Genomic DNA, 18,055 nt, shown 5'->3' on the forward strand with positions numbered 1-18,055 from the left:
CGTAGATGACGACAGCACAGGGATCCACCACGTCCACCACCGCCACCGGCTCGAACGGTGCGCTGGACAAGAAGACCGACTCCACCGGTGCACTGGTCGCGTCCGACGGCCGCACCACCATCGCGGACGTCGTCGTGTCCAAGATCGCCGGCATCGCCACCCGTGAGGTCCAGGGCGTGCACGACGTGGGCGGCGGCGCGACCCGCGCCATCGGTGCACTGCGCGAGCGCATCCCCGGCGCCCGGGTCAACCACTCGCAGGGCGTGTCCGTGGAGGTCGGCGAGAGTCAGGCAGCCGTCGACATCGACATCGTGGCCGACTACGGCGTGTCCATCGCGGATCTCGCGGCGGGCATCCGTCGCAACGTGATCGACGCGGTCGAGCGGATGACCGGCCTGCAGGTCACCGAGGTCAACATCACCGTGCACGACGTCTTCCTGTTCGAGGAAGAAGACGAGCGCGACGACGCAGCACCCGCACGCGTTCGATGAGCCCCGCGGCACCGTCGGGCAGCGATCGCGCCGATCTCGTCGCGGACGCGGTCGTCGCGGTGGACGGAGTCGCCTCGTTGCACGGCGGGATGTTCGGCGAGATCGGCACCTACCTTCCCGGTAGGCGCGTCGCCGGGGTCGCGATCCGGGACGACGGGACCGAGATCCACATCGCCGTGACCCCGAACGCCGTCGTACGCGAGACGGCCGACGCGGTTCGCCGCGCCGTCCGTGCGGTGGTCGATGCCCCGGTGCACGTCGTGGTCGAGGACGTGGCGTCGCCGTCGGACGGCGGCGCCGACACAGGGTCCTCCGGACCGGAACCGACCGAGTCCTCCGAGCCGGGGTCGACCTCGGCTCCCGGGGGTACTCTCCGCCCGTGACCCAGCCTCGTCCGCCGCACGCCGACCCCGCCTATCGCGAGGCTCGGCGTGCGGCGGCGAGAGCGCACCATCCCGACGCCGGGGGCGACGCCGAGTCGCTCATCCGTGCGTTGCGCGACATCGACGCGAAGTTCTCCTGCGGGACCGTCGCGACGCAGGTGGTCGTCGGCGTCTCCCGACGACGGCTCGCCGTTCGACGCCTGTCCCGGGTCCGTCGACTGCTGCCCACGCGGCGCACCTACGTCGACCTGCCCACGAGCTCGGCCGACCGGCCACCCAGACCCACGGACCCACGTTCTCCCTCCCGGGAGAACTGACCGCTCTCCACGATCGGAGCACCATGACTTCCTCGACCATCGGCCTTCTCGCCGGCCTCCTTCTGGCAGTCGCTGCCGCAGCCGGCGGATTCACCGGATTCCTCGTCGCTCTCGTCCTGGGTGCGATCGGGTTCGCCGTCGGCGCGTACCGCGACGGAAACTTCGACCCCGAGGCACTCCTGCGAGGTCGCGGCCGTGGCTGACACCGCCCCGAGCGACACGGCGGACGGAGCGGACACCGTCTCGAAAGACCTGTCCGACAGGCCCGACCCCGGGACGATCGACCCCGCGCAGCGTGGGTCGCTCACAGTCCTCGATCGCGCGGTCGAGTCCATCGCCGACGCCTCCCTCGGTCGCACCGACGGTGTCGTCACCTCCGGCGGGAGCTTCGGCCGCAAACCGTCCCGTGTGAAGGTGACGAAGCAGGACGACCGCGTACGCGCCGCCGTCGACGTGACCGTGGCGTGGCCGCGCTCGGCGGCGTCCGTCGCCGACGATCTCCGCCGCGACATCGCGCGCGGCATGACCGACTCGGGCCTGCGCACGGATTCCGTCGACGTACACGTCGGCGACTTCGGTTCCGTGTCCTCGTCCGCCGCGCCGGCGTCGGGCGCGACTCCGGCGCCGACCACCCGGCCGCTCGCGGCTCCGGCCGCGACCCCGATCGCGATCGTGGTGTCGCTGCTGCTCCTCGCCGGGGCCGGTGTGCTGATCCGCGACGCGCTGGTCGGATTCTCCGTCATCAGCGGTCGAGAGTGGACGGCGAGCGCACTCGACTGGATCGACGGACTCACACCCCTGTCCTGGATGTTCCCCGCGGGCATCGCCGTGGCGGTCGTCGGAGTTCTGGTCGTCCTGGCCTCGCTCAAGTGGCGCGCCCGTCGGTACCGGTCCAGCGGGATCGCGGACGACGTGTGGGTGCACAAGGCCGACCTGGCGAAGGTGACCGAGCCGGAACCCACGGTGGCGGCCGCACCCGAGACCACGGCCACCCCGACTGTCGCAGGAGGCGAGAAATGAAGCGGACCACGGTGTTCTTCGACCGCCTCGGTGTCCTGATCATCGGACTCGCGCTCGTGGCCGTCGGCGGTGGCGCCGCACTGTGGCAGCGCGATCGACTCCCGTTCGAACTCACCGAGGTCGACGCGTCGGTGGTGACCGACGCGCAGGACCAGCAGTGGTGGCCGTGGGCTCTCCTCGGCGCCGGAGTGCTGATCGCGCTGCTCGTGGTGTTCTCACTGGTACGAAGGCTGCCGTCCTCAGCGGGGCGCACCCTGTCGCTGCCGGTCACCGGCGATCCCGACGGCCGCGTGACCGTCGATCTGCGATCGGTCGCTCACAGGGCGGCCGACACCGCCCGCGAGGTCGACGGGGTGAAGTCCGCGCGTGCGCGTCTGCGTCACGAGCGGTCCGACGGTCGCCGTGTCCCGGTGATCACCGTGGTGGTGCGGGCCGAGGAGTCCGCATCGCTGCGCACCGTGGCGGAGAAGTTGACGGACGTGCGCAGCGCGGTCGCGTCGGTCGTCGGCGACGGTGCCGTCGGCGTTCGGGTACTGCTCTCGGCCTGACCCTCGCGGCTCAGAGCGCGAGTGCGGTGGCCACGACGGCCAGTCCTGCCGGGACGATCTGCACGAGCGCGCCCTTCATCATCCGACGGTCGGTGCCGAGCAGAACACTGCCGGCGCCGACCATCGATCCCGCGGACACGAACACCAGGACGGCGCCGACGGTGTGATTCCCCGCCGCCAGGTTCACCGCGCCGACCGCGGCACCCACCGCGAGGAACAGGTTGTAGAAGCCCTGGTTGAAGGCCCACCGCTCGATGACGTCGACGTGGGAGTCCTCCCGCACGCCGAAGACGTGACGGCCCTTGGTGCGGAAGACCAAGGACTCCAGAACGAAGATGTACACGTGGAGCGCGGCGGCGAGAGCGGCCAGAACAGCAGCGACGGCGGTCATGCCGGTCAGTATGCGCCGCACCTGCCACACGGCACGGGACCAGCACCAGTTGTGTTTTCTCACGAAGTTGTCACAGGAGCCCCGGGACCCTCGTCCGGCGCGTACGCTTCGGCCCACGGACGAGATGGTGTATCGCTCCACGATCCCGCTTCGTTACACACAGATTCGGCGTCGTGTCGACGCCCCTCGTGTCGGGGAGAACCACATGCACGACCTTCTGGCGCACCGCTCACACGCGGTCAACACCGGCCACACCGAGATGATCCGCGCGGTCTTCTGCGACGAGTTCGAGATCGGCGTGGACCAGGACGTCCTGACCACCATCTCGTGCGGCGACATCGGGCAGTGGGTGTCCGATCTGCGGTTCACCGGCCTGTTCCTGCCGGGTGAGATCGAGGCCATCGAGCGCCAGTGGAACACCGACCCCGCAGGTCTGGTCGCCGCGCTCATGGGCGGCATCGACGAGGTCGGGCGGCGCCGCTCGGCACATCAGGCTCCGCAGGTCGACGTGGTCGCCCAGCGCTTCGTCGGCTGACCCGGCTCGCCGGGCCGCGTCCGTCAGCGGTTCTTCGGGGGCCTGTTGGTCTGCGCCCGGCGCGCCTCTTCCTTCTCCTTCACGCGGACGGCCTCGCGCTGCACCTCCGCGTAGTTCTCGCGTTCGGCCTTCAGCCAGTCCGGTTCCTCGGCGGACAGCGCGTCGATCTCGGCCTGCGTCATCGAGTCGGACACGTCGTTGCGCGCCAGTGCGGTGTTGGTGACGCCGAGTTTGCGCGCCACGACGTCGCGGGGGAACGGCCCCGCCGTCCACAGATCGCTCAACCACTGCGGCGGATTCTGGCGCAGAGCCTCGAGGTCGCCTCGCGTGATGGGCTGGGAGCGGAACTCCTCCGGCGCCGCCGGCAGGAAGATCCCGAGCTTGGCAGCAGCCGTCAGAGGCTTCATCGTCTGGGCGTTCAGGTCCTGGCTCACCGCGCCAGCGTAGCGCCCGCACGGCCGACCACGGCCGAGCGCAGCGGGAAGTCGGCCGAGCGCAGCGGGAAGTCGGCCGAGCGCAGCGGGAAGTCGGCCGAGCGCAGCGGGGACTACGCTGGCCCGGTGAACGATGCGACCGTCCTGCGCTGGTACATCGAGGTCGCCGAGACGCTCGCGTTCGGGCGCGCGGCGAAAGCACTGAACATCTCCCGGCTCCGACTGAGTGCCGCGGTCAAGGAACTCCAGGACGAGGTCGGCGAACCCCTGTTCGTTCCGGGCGACGGGCCCACCGAACTCACCGAGGCCGGACGGGCTCTGCTCGACCGGGCCCGCGACATCGTGGCGGAGGACGATCGCCGCCGCGCCGAGGAGGCTGCGGCAGCGCCGGCGCGGCCGACGCTGCGGGTCGGTTTCGTTCCGGGAGTGACGGTCACGAAATGGACCCGGATCTGGGCGGATCGCCACCCCGGCACCGACCTGCAGACGGTCGTCGTCGAGGAGTCGGACCAGCTCGACGCGCTGCGGACGGGTGTGGTCGACATGTGCTTCGTGCGGGAGCCCGCCGAGCGGGAGGGGCTGCACTGCGTCCCGCTGTACTCCGAGGTCGCCGTCGTGGTGGTGCCCAAGGACCATCCGGCCGCGGCCTACGACGCCGTCACGCTCGGTGATCTCGAGGGCGAGTCGCTGCAGGACGGCTCCGACCGATCCGAGGCGACGCTGCCGACGACGCTCGAGATGGTGGCCGCAGGTGTCGGCCCGGTGCTCGTGCCGCACTCGTTGGCCCGACTGCACAGTCGCAAGGACCTGCTCTACCGGCCCGTCACCGACGCGGACCCCACCCGGATCTTCCTGGCCTGGCCCACATCGGTCGCCGCACCCGAGGAGGGAACACTCGACCTGCCGCAGGAGTTCCTGGGGGTGGTGCGCGGACGGGCCGCGCACAGCTCGCGTACCGAGTCCGAACGCGGGACACCGCCGAGGAAGAAGAAGAAGGCAGCTGCTCCGGGGCCGGCCGCCAAGCGAAGTCAGGTGCCCCGCCGACGACGCTGACATACTGTCGCCGTCGTGACGAGTGGAAAGGCGGGTTCGTGAGCGACCCAGCTCCCCGAAGTTCGGCCGGCGCGAGCAAGCCGGCCATCCTCACCGTGGACGACGATCCCGGGGTGTCCCGCGCCGTCGCCCGCGATCTGCGGCGCAAGTACGGCGAGAAGTACCGCATCATCCGGGCGGAGTCCGGCGAGTCCGCCCTGGAGGCGTTGCGAGAGATCGCGTTGCGCGGTGACCAGGTCGCGGTATTGCTCGCGGACTACCGCATGCCGTCGATGAGCGGTCTCGAGTTCCTCGAGCAGGCCATGGACATCTTCCCGTTCGCGCGCCGCGTGCTCCTCACGGCGTACGCGGACACCGACGCCGCCATCGAGGCGATCAATGTCGTCGACCTCGACTACTACCTGCTCAAGCCGTGGGATCCGCCGGAGGAGAAGCTGTACCCGGTGGTGGACACGCTGCTCGACGCGTGGCACGCCGCCGACATCCGGCCCATCCTGGAGACCAAGATCATCGCGGGTCGGTGGGCGTCTCGATCGTCGGAGATGCGCGAGTTCCTCGCCCGCAACAGGCTGCCGTACCGGTGGTTCCTCGCGGACGAGCCCGAGGGAGCGCGTCTGTTGGCGGCGGCGGGTCACGACGATCGCACGCTGCCGGTGGTGGTGTGCGCGGACGGGTCGTGTCTGCTCGACCCCACCGACACCGAGTTGGCCGAGTACTTCGGTCTGGGCACCACGCCGACGGAGGACTTCTACGACCTCGTCGTCGTGGGCGGCGGGCCCGCCGGCCTGGGCGCGGCCGTCTACGGCGCGTCCGAGGGTCTCCGGACGGTCCTCGTCGAGCGCACCGCGACGGGTGGGCAGGCGGGCCAGAGCTCGCGCATCGAGAACTACCTCGGTTTCCCGGACGGGGTGTCCGGCGCACAGCTGGCCGAGCGTGCACGTCGGCAGGCCGAGAAGTTCGGCGCCGAACTCGTCACCACCCGCGAGGTCGCGGGTGTCGAGGTCGACGGGCCGGCGCGCGTGGTGCGTCTGACCGACGGCAGTGCGATCGCCGCGCACTCGATCATCCTCGCCACGGGTGTCTCCTACCGACGGCATCCGGCGCCGGGGGTCGACGAGTTCGCCGGTCGCGGCGTCTTCTACGGCTCCGCGGTCACCGAGGCGGTCGGCTGTACCGATCAGGACGTGTACATCGTGGGCGGCGCGAACTCCGCCGGTCAGGCAGCGATGTACCTGTCGAAGTGGGCGCGGTCGGTGACCATCGTGGTGCGCGCCGAGTCGCTGGAAGCCTCCATGTCGTACTACCTCGTGCAGCAGATCGAGAAGAACCCCGTCATCTCCGTCCGCCCCTGCACCGAGGTGACCGCCGCGCACGGCGACGGCCACCTCGAACAGATCACCCTGCGCGACAGGGTCTCCGGCGACGAGGAGACCGTCGACACGGGCTACCTGTTCCTCTTCATCGGGGCGGCGCCGCGGACCGAGTGGCTGGACGGCGTGGTGGTGCGCGACCGCCACGGCTTCGTCGTCTCGGGTCAGGACCTCACGGTCGACGGGGCCCGCCCTCCGGGCTGGTCGGTCGACCGCGCACCGCACCATCTCGAGACCAGCGTGCCCGGCATCTTCGCGGCGGGCGACGTGCGCGCGGACTCCGCCAAGCGCGTCGCGTCGGCCGTCGGTGAGGGTGCGATGGCCGTCATGCTCGTCCACCGCTATCTCGCCCAACCCTGACCACCGCACGCGTCCCGGAAGCTGGATCATCATGACCGAACTCGACTGCAGCACCGAGGAACTGAAGACGCTGTTCCTCTTCGAGTCGCTCGACGACGAGCAGCTCGAGCAACTGTGTGCCAACGGGCACGTGGAGATGATCGAGGCCGGTCCCGTGTTCGCGGAGGGCGACGACGCCACGTGCTTCTACGTGCTCCTCGACGGGGAACTGGTGCTGACCAAGATGTCCGGCGGCGAGAAGATCGAGGTGAACCGCACGTCGTCGCGGGGCGTCTACGCGGGTGCGTGGCAGGCGTACCTCGGGGACCGCGCCCCGCAGAAGTACATGTCGGGCATGGACGTGACGCGTCCGTCCCGGTTCTTCGTGCTCGACGCCGAGCGGTTCGGAGACCTGGTTCGAGAGTGGTTCCCCATGGCGGTCCACATGCTCGAGGGACTGTTCTTCGGTCAGCAGAGCAGCAAGCAGGTCATCGACCAGCGGGAGCGGTTGCTGGCGCTGGGGTCGCTGTCGGCCGGTCTGACACATGAGCTGAACAACCCGGCCGCCGCGGCGGTCCGTGCGACGGCGGCGCTGCGGGACCGGGTGTCGCACATGCGCCGCAAACTCGGCGTCATCGCGTCGGGCGTCTACGACACCGACTCCCTGACGGGTCTGATCCGCCTGCAGGACGAGGCCGCCGAACTGGTGGGCAAAGCGCCGGAGCTCACTCCCATGGAGGCCTCCGACCGGGAGGACGCGCTGGGGGAGTGGTTCGAGGACCACGACATCTCCGACGGGTGGGACCTCGCCCCGACCTTCGTGCAGGCCGGCATCGAGGCCGACTGGCTCGAGCGCGTCGCCGCGGACACGGGGGCGGAGCTTCTCGAGAGCACGATCCGCTGGCTGAACTACACCATCGAGACCGAACTGCTCATGAACGAGATCTCCGATTCCACCACACGGGTGTCGACGCTGGTCAACGCCGCGAAGCAGTACTCGCAGATGGACCGTGCGCCGTTCCAGAAGGTGGATCTGCGGGTCCTCCTCAAGAGCACCCTGGTGATGCTCGGTCGCAAGATCGGCGACGACATCACGGTGGTCAAGGACTTCGACCCGGCGCTGCCTCCCGTCGCGGCGTACGCCGCGGAGCTCAACCAGGTGTGGACCAACCTCATCGACAACGCCGTACAGGCCATGGACGGCCACGGAACGCTCACTCTGCGCACGGCGCGGGAGAACGACACGGCCCTCATCGAGATCGGGGACACCGGCCCGGGGGTTCCGGAGGCGATCCGGTCCCGCATCTTCGAACCGTTCTTCACCACCAAGCCTGTGGGCGAGGGCACCGGTCTGGGCCTCGACATCTCGTGGCGGATCGTGGTGAAGAAGCACGGCGGCGACCTACGGTTGCTGTCGGAGCCGGGAGACACCCGGTTCCAGGTACGAATACCGATCGACGGCCCGGCCGGGGCGCCGATGCCGACCGCAGAGGAGGAAGTCGGATGAGCACGAACGGAATCGACACCGCGGTACCGCCCAGCGGCACGGGCTGCGTGGAGTGCGACGCCACCGACGGGTGGTGGGTGCACCTGCGTCGGTGCGCTCAGTGCGGCCACGTCGGATGCTGTGACTCCTCACCGTCGCAGCATGCGAGTGCCCATGCCGCGACCAGCGGTCATCCCGTCGTGCAGTCGTTCGAACCCGGGGAGACGTGGTTCTGGAACTACGTCACCGAGGAGGGCTTCGACGGTCCCGAACTCGCTGCGCCGCAGCATCATCCGATGGACCAGACGGTGCCCGGACCGTCGTCTCGGGTCCCCTGGGACTGGCAGCGCCACGTCCGCTGAACCCAACATCGAATCGTTATGGAGTTACCCGCCGGTAGGGACGAGCGGGCGGTAAGGTCTGCGGTGCATTGCACGATGCATTCTCTCGCACAGCCTCAGGAGCCGTCCGTGTCGTTCATCCCCACCTCGTCCTTCTTCTCCAACGCCACGCGCTCGGATCGAAGTTCCTCTCGTGCAACGCGATTCGGCGCAGCCGTCGCGGTCGGCGCCACCATCGCCGCAGGGGCGATCCTCGGTACCGGGGTGGCGTCCGCGGCTCCGGTCACCTGCGTGTCCCCGCCCGCGGCCAACGACATCCAGGTGAGCGACACGGCCAGCTGCGGAGCCAAGGCCACCGGCGCCGGCGTCGCCACGTCGTCGGCGTCCGAGAGCGGTACCGCGGTCAGCGTCGCCGACGGCGGGCGCTCGACGTCGAACGCCACCGGCTTCGGCACCGCGCTGAGTGCCGTTCTGGGAGCGGGTACCTCGTACTCGTACTCCCTCGGTGGCGGCATCTCGCAGTCCTTCGCCACGAACGGAGCCACCTCCGTCGCCATCGCCGGGTACGGCGGCGGCGCGACGGCCAGCACGGTCACGGGCGTGAACTGCGCCGGTCTCAACTCCTTCGCTCTCGACCTCTCCACCGGACGGTCCTGCATCGCCGGTCTGTAACCGTCGTGAACGCCACCGTCCTGGCGGTGCTCTGCGCCGTCGGGGCGGCGGTGTGCATCGCTGTCGGTACCGTCGTCCGCCAGCGGTCGGCGGCGTCGATTCCCGACGAGTCCGTCGGTCGGCTGGGACCCATCACCACGCTGATCCGCGAGCCGCTGTGGTGGATCGGCACGGTCGTCGGCATCGGCGGCTACGGCCTGCAGGCGGCGGCGTTGGGGCTCGGATCCCTTCTCCTGGTGCAGCCGCTCCTCGTGTTGTCCCTGCTGTTCGCGCTGCCGCTGGGTGCTCGGTTCTCCGGCCGCACCGTGTCGGCGAAGGACTGGCTGTGGGCTGCCGCGCTGACGGCGGCCATCGCGGTCCTCGTCGTCGTGGGCGATCCGCGGCCCGGCGTGGAACGCGCCGAGACGCGGCACTGGGTCGTCGTTCTCTGCGTCGGAATCCCGTTCGTTCTCGCCTGTGTTCTCGGCGCGCGCAGCGGCTCCCGGTCCCGGCGCGCCCTGCTGCTGGGACTGGCCGGCGGTGCGCTGTTCGGCGTCGCGGCCGTGCTGACGAAGAGTGTCGTCCACCTCGCCGGACGCGGACCGCAGCCGCTGCTGACCTCGTTCGAGCCGTACGCGCTCGTGGCCGTGGCCGTGGTCGCGATCTCGCTGCAGCAGTCGGCCTTCCAGGTGGGTGCGTTGCAGGCCTCGCTGCCCGCGACGACCGTGATGGAACCGATGGTCGCGTCGCTGCTGGGATTCGTCGTGCTGGGCGAGTACCTCGACGCCGATCGTGAGGTCACGGTGGTGCTGGTCGTCGCCCTGATTCTCGTGGTGGTCTCGGCGGTGGCCCTGGCCCGGTCCGCGGGCGCGGCCGAGAACGTCGAACCCGCCCATCCTGCCCCGAACCCGTAGCGGCACTAGGCTCGTCGCATGAGTCCGATCGGTGGGGTGCTGTTCGACATCGACGGTGTGCTCATGACCAGTTGGCGTCCCGTGCCCGGGGCCGCGGAGACGGTGAGCACGCTGCGCAGCAACGACGTGGCGTGCGCGTTCCTGACCAACACCACGTCGAAGACGCGGGAGCAGATCTCCGACGCGCTCACCGATGCGGGCATCGAGGTGCACGCCGACGAGATCGTCACCGCGGCCACTCTCACCGCCGACCACCTGCGGACGCGGTACCCCGGTGCACGGTGCGTCCTCCTCAACAGCGGCCGGATCGCCGACGATCTGCCCGGCGTGGAGTGGGTCGACAGCGATCCGGACGTGGTGGTGCTCGGCGGCGCCGGCGAGCAGTTCACCCACGAGGCGCTCAGCCGGGTCTACGACTGGATGTGTCAGGGCGTGCCCGTCGTCGCGATGCACCGCAGCCTCATGTGGACCACGGCCGAGGGGCTGCGCATCGACACGGGCATGTATCTGACGGGCATGGAATCGGCGTCCGGCCGCACGGCGACGGCCGTCGGCAAGCCGGCGCCGCTCGGTTTCCAGACGTCGGCGGAACGCATGGGCGTCGATCCGGACCTGGTGGTGATGGTCGGGGACGATCTCGACAACGACGTGCTCGCCGCCCAGGTCGTCGGCATGCGCGGCATGTTGGTCCGCACGGGCAAGTTCCGTCAGGAACGCCTCGACCGGCACGCACGCGACCAGTACGCGATGCAACCGGCGTTCGTCGTCGACTCCGTCGCGGACCTGCCGGCGGTGCTGGAGATCGGTCGGTAGTGGTCCTGCGGCCGGGATCCGAGTTCGCGGGGTTCCGCGTCGAGAGACTGCTCGGTCACGGCGGCACCGCCGAGGTGTATCTCGCCCGACGTGGATCGGCACCGCCGGAGACCCTGAAGATCCTGCGTGCGGACGCCCCGCGGGACGCGTTCGCGGCCGAGGTGCGGATCGGCGCCCTGCTGCAGCACCCGAACATCGTCGCGGCGCACGATCACGGCGAGTTCCGCGGGCGGCCGTGGATGTCGATGCCGCACGTCGACGGGTACAGCGCCGCCCGCCTCGTCGCGCGCGGACAGATCCCACTCGACGCCCACCGAGCCGCCCGCATCGTCGACGGCGTGGCGAGAGCTCTCGATCACGCGCACGGGCTCGGGATCGTCCACCGGGACGTCAAGCCGGGCAACATCCTGCTCGCGAGTGTCGCCGATGCGGACACCCGGGAGCAGGTTCTGCTGTCCGACTGGGGAATCGCCCGGTCGACGTCCTCGCCGACACCGCTGGTGTCGGACGACGGGACGGTGCTGACGTCGATCGGCTACGCGGCACCCGAACTGCTGCGGGGCGGCACGCTCACCGCCCGCACCGACATCTACGCGCTCGGTGCCACCCTCGTCGAACTGCTCACGGGACGGCCGCCGTTCCCGCTGGCCACTCCGTTCGCCGTCATGGACGCCCAGCTGAGGCGGACCCCGCCGTCCGTCAGCTCGCGTCGGGCCGACCTGCCGACCCGCCTCGACGCCGTCGTGCAGCGCGCGCTGGCCAAGGAGCCGGCGGACCGGTTCGCGTCGTGCCACGACCTGAGCGTGGCGGTGGCGCGGGCCCTGAGGGACCACACGCCACCTGATCCCGGCCGGCCTCCGGCCTCCCCGCCACCTGAGCCCGACCGGCCCTGGTACCGACGTCGCTAGTCGCTCGGCGTCTCGGGATCCGTCGGCCGGTTCGCGACGACGGGGTACTTGCCCGTGTAGCCCATCCGCTCCTCGGCGACGCTGAGGACGCGGGCCCGGACGAGGAACCAGCCGCCGATGAGCATCGGCACGATGACGACGAGTGTGGCGACGGTCCACGTCCCGATCGGCGCGTCGAGCGCCATGAGCACCAGCACCGCAGCGAGGAACGCGAGCGTCGCGTAGCTCGTGTACGGCGCCCCGAAGAGCCGGAACGACGGCCGTTCGAGGATGCCCTTGCGGCTCCACCGGTAGAGCTGCAGCTGGCAGAGCACGATGGTCGCCCACGAGGCGATGATGCCGAGGGCCGACATGTTGAGCACGATCTCGAACGCCTCGCCGGGTTTGAACGCGTTGAGCGCCACGCCGAGCAGTGTCAGGGCGCCGGTGAGCAGGATGCCGCCGTAGGGGACACCGTTCCGGCTCATCCGCGCCGTGAACGACGGCGCGCTGCCGTTCATCGCCATCGACCGCAGGATGCGGCCCGTGGAGTACAGCCCGGCGTTGAGGCTGGACAGCGCCGCGGTGACCACGACGATGTTCATGATCGTGCCGGCGCCGTCGACGCCGATGCGGGAGAAGAACGTGACGAAGGGGCTCTCCCCGGCCCGGTAGGTGGTGTACGGCAACAGCAGCGCCAGCAGGATCAGCGATCCCACGTAGAACACCGCGATGCGGAAGATGACGGAGTTGATGGCCCGCGGCATCACCTTCGCCGGGTTCTCGGTCTCTCCGGCCGCGGTCCCGACCAGTTCGACGGCCGCGTAGGCGAAGACGACACCCGACGTGACGATGACCAGCGGCCACGCCCCGGTGGGGAAGAGGCCGCCGTTGCCCGAGATGACGCCGAAGCCGGTCGACTGGCCGTCGACGTCGAACCGACCGGCGAGGAAGACGGTGCCCACGACCAGGAAGGTCACCAGCGCCGCGACCTTGATCATGGCCGCCCAGAACTCCATCTCGCCGAACCACTTCACCGACACCAGGTTCACGGCGAGCACGATGGCCAGTGCGATCAGGGCGATGGTCCATTGCGGGATGCCCTTGAAGGCACCCCAGTAGTGCATGTAGGTCGCGACGGCCGTGACGTCGACGATCGCCGTCATCGCCCAGTTGAGGAAGTACATCCACCCGGCCGCGTAGGCGGCCTTCTCGCCGTAGAACTCGCGGGCGTAGGAGACGAACGATCCGGAGGACGGGCGGTGGAGCACCAGCTCGCCGAGCGCTCGGAGGATGAAGAAGACGAAGACGCCGCAGACGGCGTAGATGATGAACAGGCCCGGGCCCGCGGACTCGAGGCGGCCGCCCGCGCCGAGGAACAGACCGGTGCCGATCGCGCCGCCGATGGCGATCATCTGCAGTTGCCGAGGCTTCAGGCCCTTGTCGTAGCCCTCCTCCTCGTGTGCCATCGCCGAGTTGTCGTAACCGGTGTCGACTGCATCGGACACGATGTGGTCCTTTCGTCCGCAGGGGTGGGCGGGTGTATATGTCCGATTCGCGTGGATTCTGTTGTGGCGCGCGACAACTGGTCGCGTCCCACATTCTTCTCACGCGTGAGTCGGTCGTCGTTCCGGCACGTGAACACCGTGTGAATCGCGACCACTCGACGACGACCTTGCACTCGACCACCTCGACTGCTAGAAATCTGGTTGGCACTCGCGTACTGTGAGTGCCAGGTCGAAGAGGTGAGATCGGGAATCATCGACACCCCTGGTCGTCCGTCGCGGGCACCGACTCGGCCGGATGTGGAAAGGGAGCGACCCACCCGCGGTCGCTTCGTGTGTCACCCCCAATCCGGAGGATCACTTCGCAATGGCCAAGATCATCGCGTTCGACGAAGAGGCACGCCGTGGCCTCGAACGGGGCTTGAACAGCCTCGCCGACGCAGTCAAGGTGACGTTGGGCCCCAAGGGTCGCAACGTCGTACTCGAGAAGAAGTGGGGCGCCCCCACGATCACCAACGATGGTGTGTCCATCGCCAAGGAGATCGAGCTGGAGGACCCGTACGAGAAGATCGGCGCAGAGCTGGTCAAAGAGGTCGCCAAGAAGACCGACGACGTCGCAGGTGACGGCACCACCACCGCGACCGTTCTCGCTCAGGCACTCGTCCGCGAAGGCCTGCGCAACGTCGCAGCCGGCGCGAACCCGCTCGGCCTCAAGCGCGGCATCGAGGCAGCCGTCGCCGCTGTCACCGAGTCCCTGCTGAAGTCCGCCAAGGAGATCGACACCAAGGAGCAGATCGCTGCGACCGCTGGTATCTCCGCAGGCGACGCGTCCATCGGCGAGCTCATCGCCGAGGCCATGGACAAGGTCGGCAAGGAAGGCGTCATCACGGTCGAGGAGTCCAACACCTTCGGCCTGCAGCTCGAGCTCACCGAGGGCATGCGCTTCGACAAGGGCTACATCTCGGGATACTTCGTCACCGACGCCGAGCGTCAGGAAGCCGTCCTCGAGGACGCGTACATCCTGCTCGTCAGCTCGAAGGTCTCCACCGTCAAGGACCTGCTGCCCCTGCTGGAGAAGGTCATCCAGTCCGGCAAGCCGCTCCTGATCATCGCCGAGGACGTCGAGGGCGAAGCGCTCTCCACTCTCGTCGTGAACAAGATCCGTGGCACCTTCAAGTCCGTCGCCGTCAAGGCACCGGGCTTCGGTGACCGTCGCAAGGCGCAGCTCGCCGACATCGCCATCCTCACCGGTGGCGAGGTCATCAGCGAAGAGGTCGGCCTCTCCCTCGAGGGTGCCGGACTCGAGCTGCTCGGCCAGGCTCGCAAGGTCGTCGTGACCAAGGACGAGACCACCATCATCGAGGGCTCCGGCGACGCCGACGCCATCGCGGGTCGTGTCTCGCAGATCCGTTCCGAGATCGAGAACTCCGACTCGGACTACGACCGTGAGAAGCTGCAGGAGCGCCTGGCCAAGCTGGCCGGTGGCGTTGCAGTCATCAAGGCCGGTGCCGCCACCGAGGTCGAGCTCAAGGAGCGCAAGCACCGCATCGAAGATGCCGTGCGCAACGCCAAGGCAGCTGTCGAGGAGGGCATCGTCGCCGGTGGTGGCGTCGCGCTGCTGCAGTCGGCTCCCGCACTCGAGAACCTGAACCTCACGGGCGACGAGGCCACCGGCGCGAACATCGTTCGCGTCGCCCTCGAGGCACCGCTGAAGCAGATCGCGTTCAACGCCGGCCTCGAGCCCGGCGTCGTCGCGGAGAAGGTGCGCAACCTCCCCCTCGGCCACGGCCTCAACGCCGCGACCAACGAGTACGAGGACCTGCTCGCCGCCGGCATCAACGACCCGGTCAAGGTCACCCGCTCGGCACTGCAGAACGCAGCGTCGATCGCGGCTCTGTTCCTCACCACCGAGGCCGTCGTCGCCGACAAGCCGGAGAAGGCCGGAGCGCCCGCGGGCGATCCGACCGGCGGCATGGGCGGCATGGACTTCTGAGTCCCGCTCCCTGATCGCACGAGAGCCGGTCACCCTCACGGGTGGCCGGCTCTCGGCGTTCCGCGGTGAGTTCCGGCGCCCCGTCAAGTCGGTATCGGTATGACGAGACTGCTGTTCGTCCACGGCGCCGGCGGCGAGGACGACGACGAGCCGATGGCGGAGGAGTTCGGCGCGCTGCTCGGCGCGACGGTCGACATGCCCCGCATCCCGAGCGACGACATGAGCGTCGAGGCGTGGGCAGGACCGATACGCCGCGGCCTCGAGGCGAGTCCCGACGTCGTGATCGCGCACTCCTTCGGCGCCACCGTCCTGCTGCACGTGCTCGCCTCGCTCCCGGTTCCCGCCGCCACGTTGCTCGCGATGCCCGACTGGAGTGCCGCGGGCTGGGACGTCCACCAGTACGAGTGGCCGACCGTCCTGCCGGAGGTCTCCCTGACGCTGCACCACTGCCGCGACGACGACGTGGTCCCCTTCTCGCACCTGGCACTGGCCTCCGCGCGGCTCCCGGGCGCTCGGGCGCTCGAGCACCAGCGGGGTGGGCACCAGTTCGAGGGGGCGCTCGGGGAGGTGGCGGCCTCGCTGCACGTGTAGGCACCCGATCGTCGGTAATTCTGCGAAACGGCAGATTCGGGTGCGATCGGGTGCAGTCACGTGCGTCGTCGAGCCAAGGATCGTCGACGGCGCACGGTGGCGACTATCTCGTCCGCGACAGCGTCGACGTGTGCGGACACGGTCGCTGCGGAATATCGCAGCACCATCCATTCGTCCAGTACCAGTGCGTTCTGTCGGCGACGATCGCTGGTGAAGACGTCTACAGCCGTGTGGAACTCACGCCCATCGATCTCCACCACCACGCGCCCGCGCCGGTCCACCAGATCTCCGTAGTACGGGCCGACCTTGCCATTGATTTCCAGGTGCATGTTGCGGGCGGTGAGAGCTCGCGCCACCATGCGCTCGGGTTCGGACAGTGTGTGGGGGCATGCTCGCCGCAACTGGTCACGCAGCAGACGCATGCCGGTCATCCCCTTCGCCTCGTCGCACAGCTGCGCCAGGGAACGCCAGCTCACCGCCCGTGACAGCGCCCTGTCGATCACCTTCTCGAACTGCGGCCGGGTCAACGTGCCGGCGACGTCGAGGATCGCGTGTTCGAGGGACACGACAGGTATGTCCCCCAACCATCTGACGTTCGTCAGGGTTCGACGATGCAACCTCACCCAGTCGGGACCCCTCGTGGTGCCGGTCCTCGGAACAGTGGCGTGCACCAGGGCCGGCTCCTCGGGGAGAAGGTCCCACATCCACGCCGCGGTGTCGTGGCTGAACACTGCGTCGGGCTTCCAGAGCCTCACTGCCTCGCATCGTGTGGTGTACGTAGGCACTTCCGACGAGTAGACACCGGGAAGCACACGGTGAAGAGCGCCGCGTGCCGCCCGCCGGCTCACCGTCGAGCCGTCGATTCCGCCGGCGATGAGCTGGTGCCAGGTGAATACGTCCATCGCAACAGTGTCGCGACGCCCGTAGTGGCGGTAGTCCAACTAGGAGGTGCCCCTGTGGACTACCGATCGCTCATCTAGAGCCCTCCAGCGGCTGTTGCATCTGGAGCCACATTATGGTGCCGGAATCTGCCATTCCGCCGATTCGTCCGCGATCGGGTGCACTTACGTGCAATCAGCGGCCGGGTACGTAATGCCGGGGGTTGTCCCGACGCCCGAGAGGCGGCAGGTTGCGGTCGGGGGTCTCCGCGAGCGGCGAGTTCGCGGGCTGCCGACCGGCAGCAATGTCGACGCCGGCTCGGGCCCGGGGATGCATACGCCGGCGCGCCGGGACCATGCGGAAGGCGAGGTTCACCAGCGTGCCGACACGGCGAAGCCACCGCTCGTCCCTGTCGGTCCAGGTGTAGCCCAGGAGATCTCGGACCGCCGGGTCGTAGAGACCGACGGTCATCCGCACCGCGGACTTCTCGATGCCGGGGAGCAGAAGGGCCCACACTCGCTGGGGCAACCAGGGGAGGAAGGGCGGGCGGGGGAGGGCCGACATGTCGAGGACCGAGCGTGCGGCGGCAGTATCCTCGAGCACGGCACGGCACATGTGGTCCCAATAGCGCTGGAAGTCGGCCCAGGTCTCGGGAACCGGGCGCATGCTCATGCCGTACAGGGAGTACCACTGCCGGTGTTCGACGAACAGTTGCTCACGCTCGGCCTCGGTGATGCCGCCCATGAAGTAATCGGCGGTGAGCATCGTGCCGACGAAGAACGTGGCGTGCGCCCAGTAGAAGACATCGGGATCGAGGGCGTGGTACGGCTTCCCCTGGGCGTCGAGACCGCTGATGTCCTTGTGATAGTTGCGGATTCGGGCGCCGGTGTCCGCCGCACGGTCGCCGTCGAAGACCACGCCGCCGATGGGGTACAGCGACCGCATCACGCGCTGCCATCGCTCGGACTCGAAGGTCGAGTGCTCGGTCACGGCAGCGCCGAGTGCCGGGTGCATGTTCTGCATGGAGCCGGCCCAGGGCCCCTGCAGCATGCCGCGCCAGTCCCCGAAGTATCGCCAGGTGAGTGACTCCGGCCCCAACGGCTGACTACGCATG

At 69.2% G+C, this 18,055-nt stretch carries 22 protein-coding genes; 17 read left to right on the forward strand and 5 right to left on the reverse strand.

Annotated elements, in window-relative coordinates:
* Nucleotides 1–5: 5 nt before the first annotated feature.
* The 6 genes from J4E04_RS02355 to J4E04_RS02380 are packed head-to-tail and all read left to right on the forward strand — an operon-like array spanning nt 6 to nt 2,759.
* Entirely contained in the window at nt 6–491 is a 486-nt protein-coding gene (locus J4E04_RS02355) for an Asp23/Gls24 family envelope stress response protein (RefSeq protein ID WP_056441439.1), read from the forward strand.
* Nucleotides 488–874, forward strand: coding sequence for a hypothetical protein (locus J4E04_RS02360; RefSeq protein WP_490149822.1), 387 nt, complete (start codon nt 488–490; stop codon nt 872–874). The genes J4E04_RS02355 and J4E04_RS02360 overlap by 4 nt, the downstream gene beginning before the upstream one ends.
* Nucleotides 871–1,191: a hypothetical protein gene (locus J4E04_RS02365; RefSeq protein WP_490149823.1), complete on the forward strand. Its 321-nt coding sequence runs from the start codon at nt 871–873 to the stop codon at nt 1,189–1,191. Before J4E04_RS02360 ends, J4E04_RS02365 begins: the two co-directional genes overlap by 4 nt.
* Nucleotides 1,192–1,214: 23 nt before the next feature.
* Nucleotides 1,215–1,394 (forward strand): DUF2273 domain-containing protein, encoded by a 180-nt coding sequence (locus tag J4E04_RS02370; protein WP_027506261.1) that lies wholly within the window; start codon nt 1,215–1,217, stop codon nt 1,392–1,394.
* Nucleotides 1,387–2,211, forward strand: coding sequence for an Asp23/Gls24 family envelope stress response protein (locus tag J4E04_RS02375; protein WP_222632056.1), 825 nt, complete (start codon nt 1,387–1,389; stop codon nt 2,209–2,211). The genes J4E04_RS02370 and J4E04_RS02375 overlap by 8 nt, the downstream gene beginning before the upstream one ends.
* Nucleotides 2,208–2,759: an Asp23/Gls24 family envelope stress response protein gene (locus J4E04_RS02380; RefSeq protein ID WP_027506263.1), complete on the forward strand. Its 552-nt coding sequence runs from the start codon at nt 2,208–2,210 to the stop codon at nt 2,757–2,759. Before J4E04_RS02375 ends, J4E04_RS02380 begins: the two co-directional genes overlap by 4 nt.
* A 10-nt stretch (nt 2,760–2,769) precedes the next feature.
* Here J4E04_RS02380 and J4E04_RS02385 read toward each other — a convergent pair whose 3' ends face one another.
* Complete coding sequence (locus J4E04_RS02385; protein WP_490149824.1) at nt 2,770–3,150, reverse strand: DUF1304 domain-containing protein; 381 nt, start codon at nt 3,148–3,150, stop codon at nt 2,770–2,772.
* A 205-nt stretch (nt 3,151–3,355) separates the two neighbouring features.
* Between J4E04_RS02385 and J4E04_RS02390 the strand changes: the two genes are divergently transcribed.
* The gene (locus J4E04_RS02390) at nt 3,356–3,685 is read left to right on the forward strand and encodes a hypothetical protein (RefSeq protein ID WP_155957051.1); all 330 of its coding nucleotides are present in this window, start codon (nt 3,356–3,358) and stop codon (nt 3,683–3,685) included.
* Nucleotides 3,686–3,708: 23 nt separating this feature from the next.
* On the opposite strand, the gene J4E04_RS02395 is transcribed toward J4E04_RS02390, so the two are convergent.
* Nucleotides 3,709–4,119 carry a DUF5997 family protein gene (locus tag J4E04_RS02395; RefSeq protein ID WP_056441446.1) on the reverse strand — a complete coding sequence of 137 codons (411 nt, stop codon included), beginning with the start codon at nt 4,117–4,119 and terminating at the stop codon, nt 3,709–3,711.
* A 126-nt stretch (nt 4,120–4,245) separates the two neighbouring features.
* On the opposite strand from J4E04_RS02395, the gene J4E04_RS02400 reads away from it, so the two are divergent.
* From J4E04_RS02400 to J4E04_RS02435, 8 genes are all read left to right on the forward strand, one after another.
* Nucleotides 4,246–5,172, forward strand: coding sequence for a LysR family transcriptional regulator (locus J4E04_RS02400; protein ID WP_222632050.1), 927 nt, complete (start codon nt 4,246–4,248; stop codon nt 5,170–5,172).
* 38 nt (nt 5,173–5,210) lie between these two features.
* Nucleotides 5,211–6,902 carry an NAD(P)/FAD-dependent oxidoreductase gene (locus tag J4E04_RS02405; RefSeq protein WP_222638027.1) on the forward strand — a complete coding sequence of 564 codons (1,692 nt, stop codon included), beginning with the start codon at nt 5,211–5,213 and terminating at the stop codon, nt 6,900–6,902.
* Between the two features lie 31 nt (nt 6,903–6,933).
* Nucleotides 6,934–8,388, forward strand: a complete 1,455-nt coding sequence (locus J4E04_RS02410; protein WP_490149825.1) for an ATP-binding protein — start codon at nt 6,934–6,936, stop codon at nt 8,386–8,388.
* Entirely contained in the window at nt 8,385–8,729 is a 345-nt protein-coding gene (locus J4E04_RS02415) for a UBP-type zinc finger domain-containing protein (protein ID WP_056441460.1), read from the forward strand. The genes J4E04_RS02410 and J4E04_RS02415 overlap by 4 nt, the downstream gene beginning before the upstream one ends.
* A gap of 75 nt (nt 8,730–8,804) precedes the next feature.
* On the forward strand, nt 8,805–9,380 hold the full coding sequence (locus J4E04_RS02420) for a DUF6764 family protein (protein ID WP_037186116.1): 576 nt from the start codon (nt 8,805–8,807) through the stop codon (nt 9,378–9,380).
* A 5-nt stretch (nt 9,381–9,385) separates the two neighbouring features.
* Complete coding sequence (locus J4E04_RS02425) at nt 9,386–10,273, forward strand: DMT family transporter (protein WP_328811147.1); 888 nt, start codon at nt 9,386–9,388, stop codon at nt 10,271–10,273.
* 18 nt (nt 10,274–10,291) lie between these two features.
* Nucleotides 10,292–11,086 carry an HAD-IIA family hydrolase gene (locus J4E04_RS02430; RefSeq protein WP_027506272.1) on the forward strand — a complete coding sequence of 265 codons (795 nt, stop codon included), beginning with the start codon at nt 10,292–10,294 and terminating at the stop codon, nt 11,084–11,086.
* Nucleotides 11,086–11,994, forward strand: a complete 909-nt coding sequence (locus tag J4E04_RS02435; RefSeq protein ID WP_490149826.1) for a serine/threonine-protein kinase — start codon at nt 11,086–11,088, stop codon at nt 11,992–11,994. Before J4E04_RS02430 ends, J4E04_RS02435 begins: the two co-directional genes overlap by 1 nt.
* Here the strand turns inward: J4E04_RS02435 and J4E04_RS02440 are convergent.
* Nucleotides 11,991–13,442: an amino acid permease gene (locus tag J4E04_RS02440; RefSeq protein WP_197027817.1), complete on the reverse strand. Its 1,452-nt coding sequence runs from the start codon at nt 13,440–13,442 to the stop codon at nt 11,991–11,993. The genes J4E04_RS02435 and J4E04_RS02440 overlap by 4 nt on opposite strands.
* 403 nt (nt 13,443–13,845) lie before the next feature.
* Here J4E04_RS02440 and groL point away from each other — a divergent pair, with 403 nt between their 5' ends.
* Nucleotides 13,846–15,471, forward strand: a complete 1,626-nt coding sequence (gene groL, locus J4E04_RS02445; RefSeq protein WP_027506274.1) for a chaperonin GroEL — start codon at nt 13,846–13,848, stop codon at nt 15,469–15,471.
* A gap of 99 nt (nt 15,472–15,570) precedes the next feature.
* Complete coding sequence (locus J4E04_RS02450; protein WP_490149827.1) at nt 15,571–16,062, forward strand: alpha/beta fold hydrolase; 492 nt, start codon at nt 15,571–15,573, stop codon at nt 16,060–16,062.
* Nucleotides 16,063–16,118: 56 nt separating this feature from the next.
* On the opposite strand, the gene J4E04_RS02455 is transcribed toward J4E04_RS02450, so the two are convergent.
* Nucleotides 16,119–16,628: an endonuclease domain-containing protein gene (locus tag J4E04_RS02455; RefSeq protein WP_490149828.1), complete on the reverse strand. Its 510-nt coding sequence runs from the start codon at nt 16,626–16,628 to the stop codon at nt 16,119–16,121.
* A gap of 508 nt (nt 16,629–17,136) precedes the next feature.
* The gene (locus tag J4E04_RS02460; protein ID WP_490149829.1) at nt 17,137–18,054 is read right to left on the reverse strand and encodes an oxygenase MpaB family protein; all 918 of its coding nucleotides are present in this window, start codon (nt 18,052–18,054) and stop codon (nt 17,137–17,139) included.
* Nucleotide 18,055 lies beyond the last annotated feature (1 nt).

It is taken from the genome of Rhodococcus sp. NFXS4, from assembly GCF_058139645.1.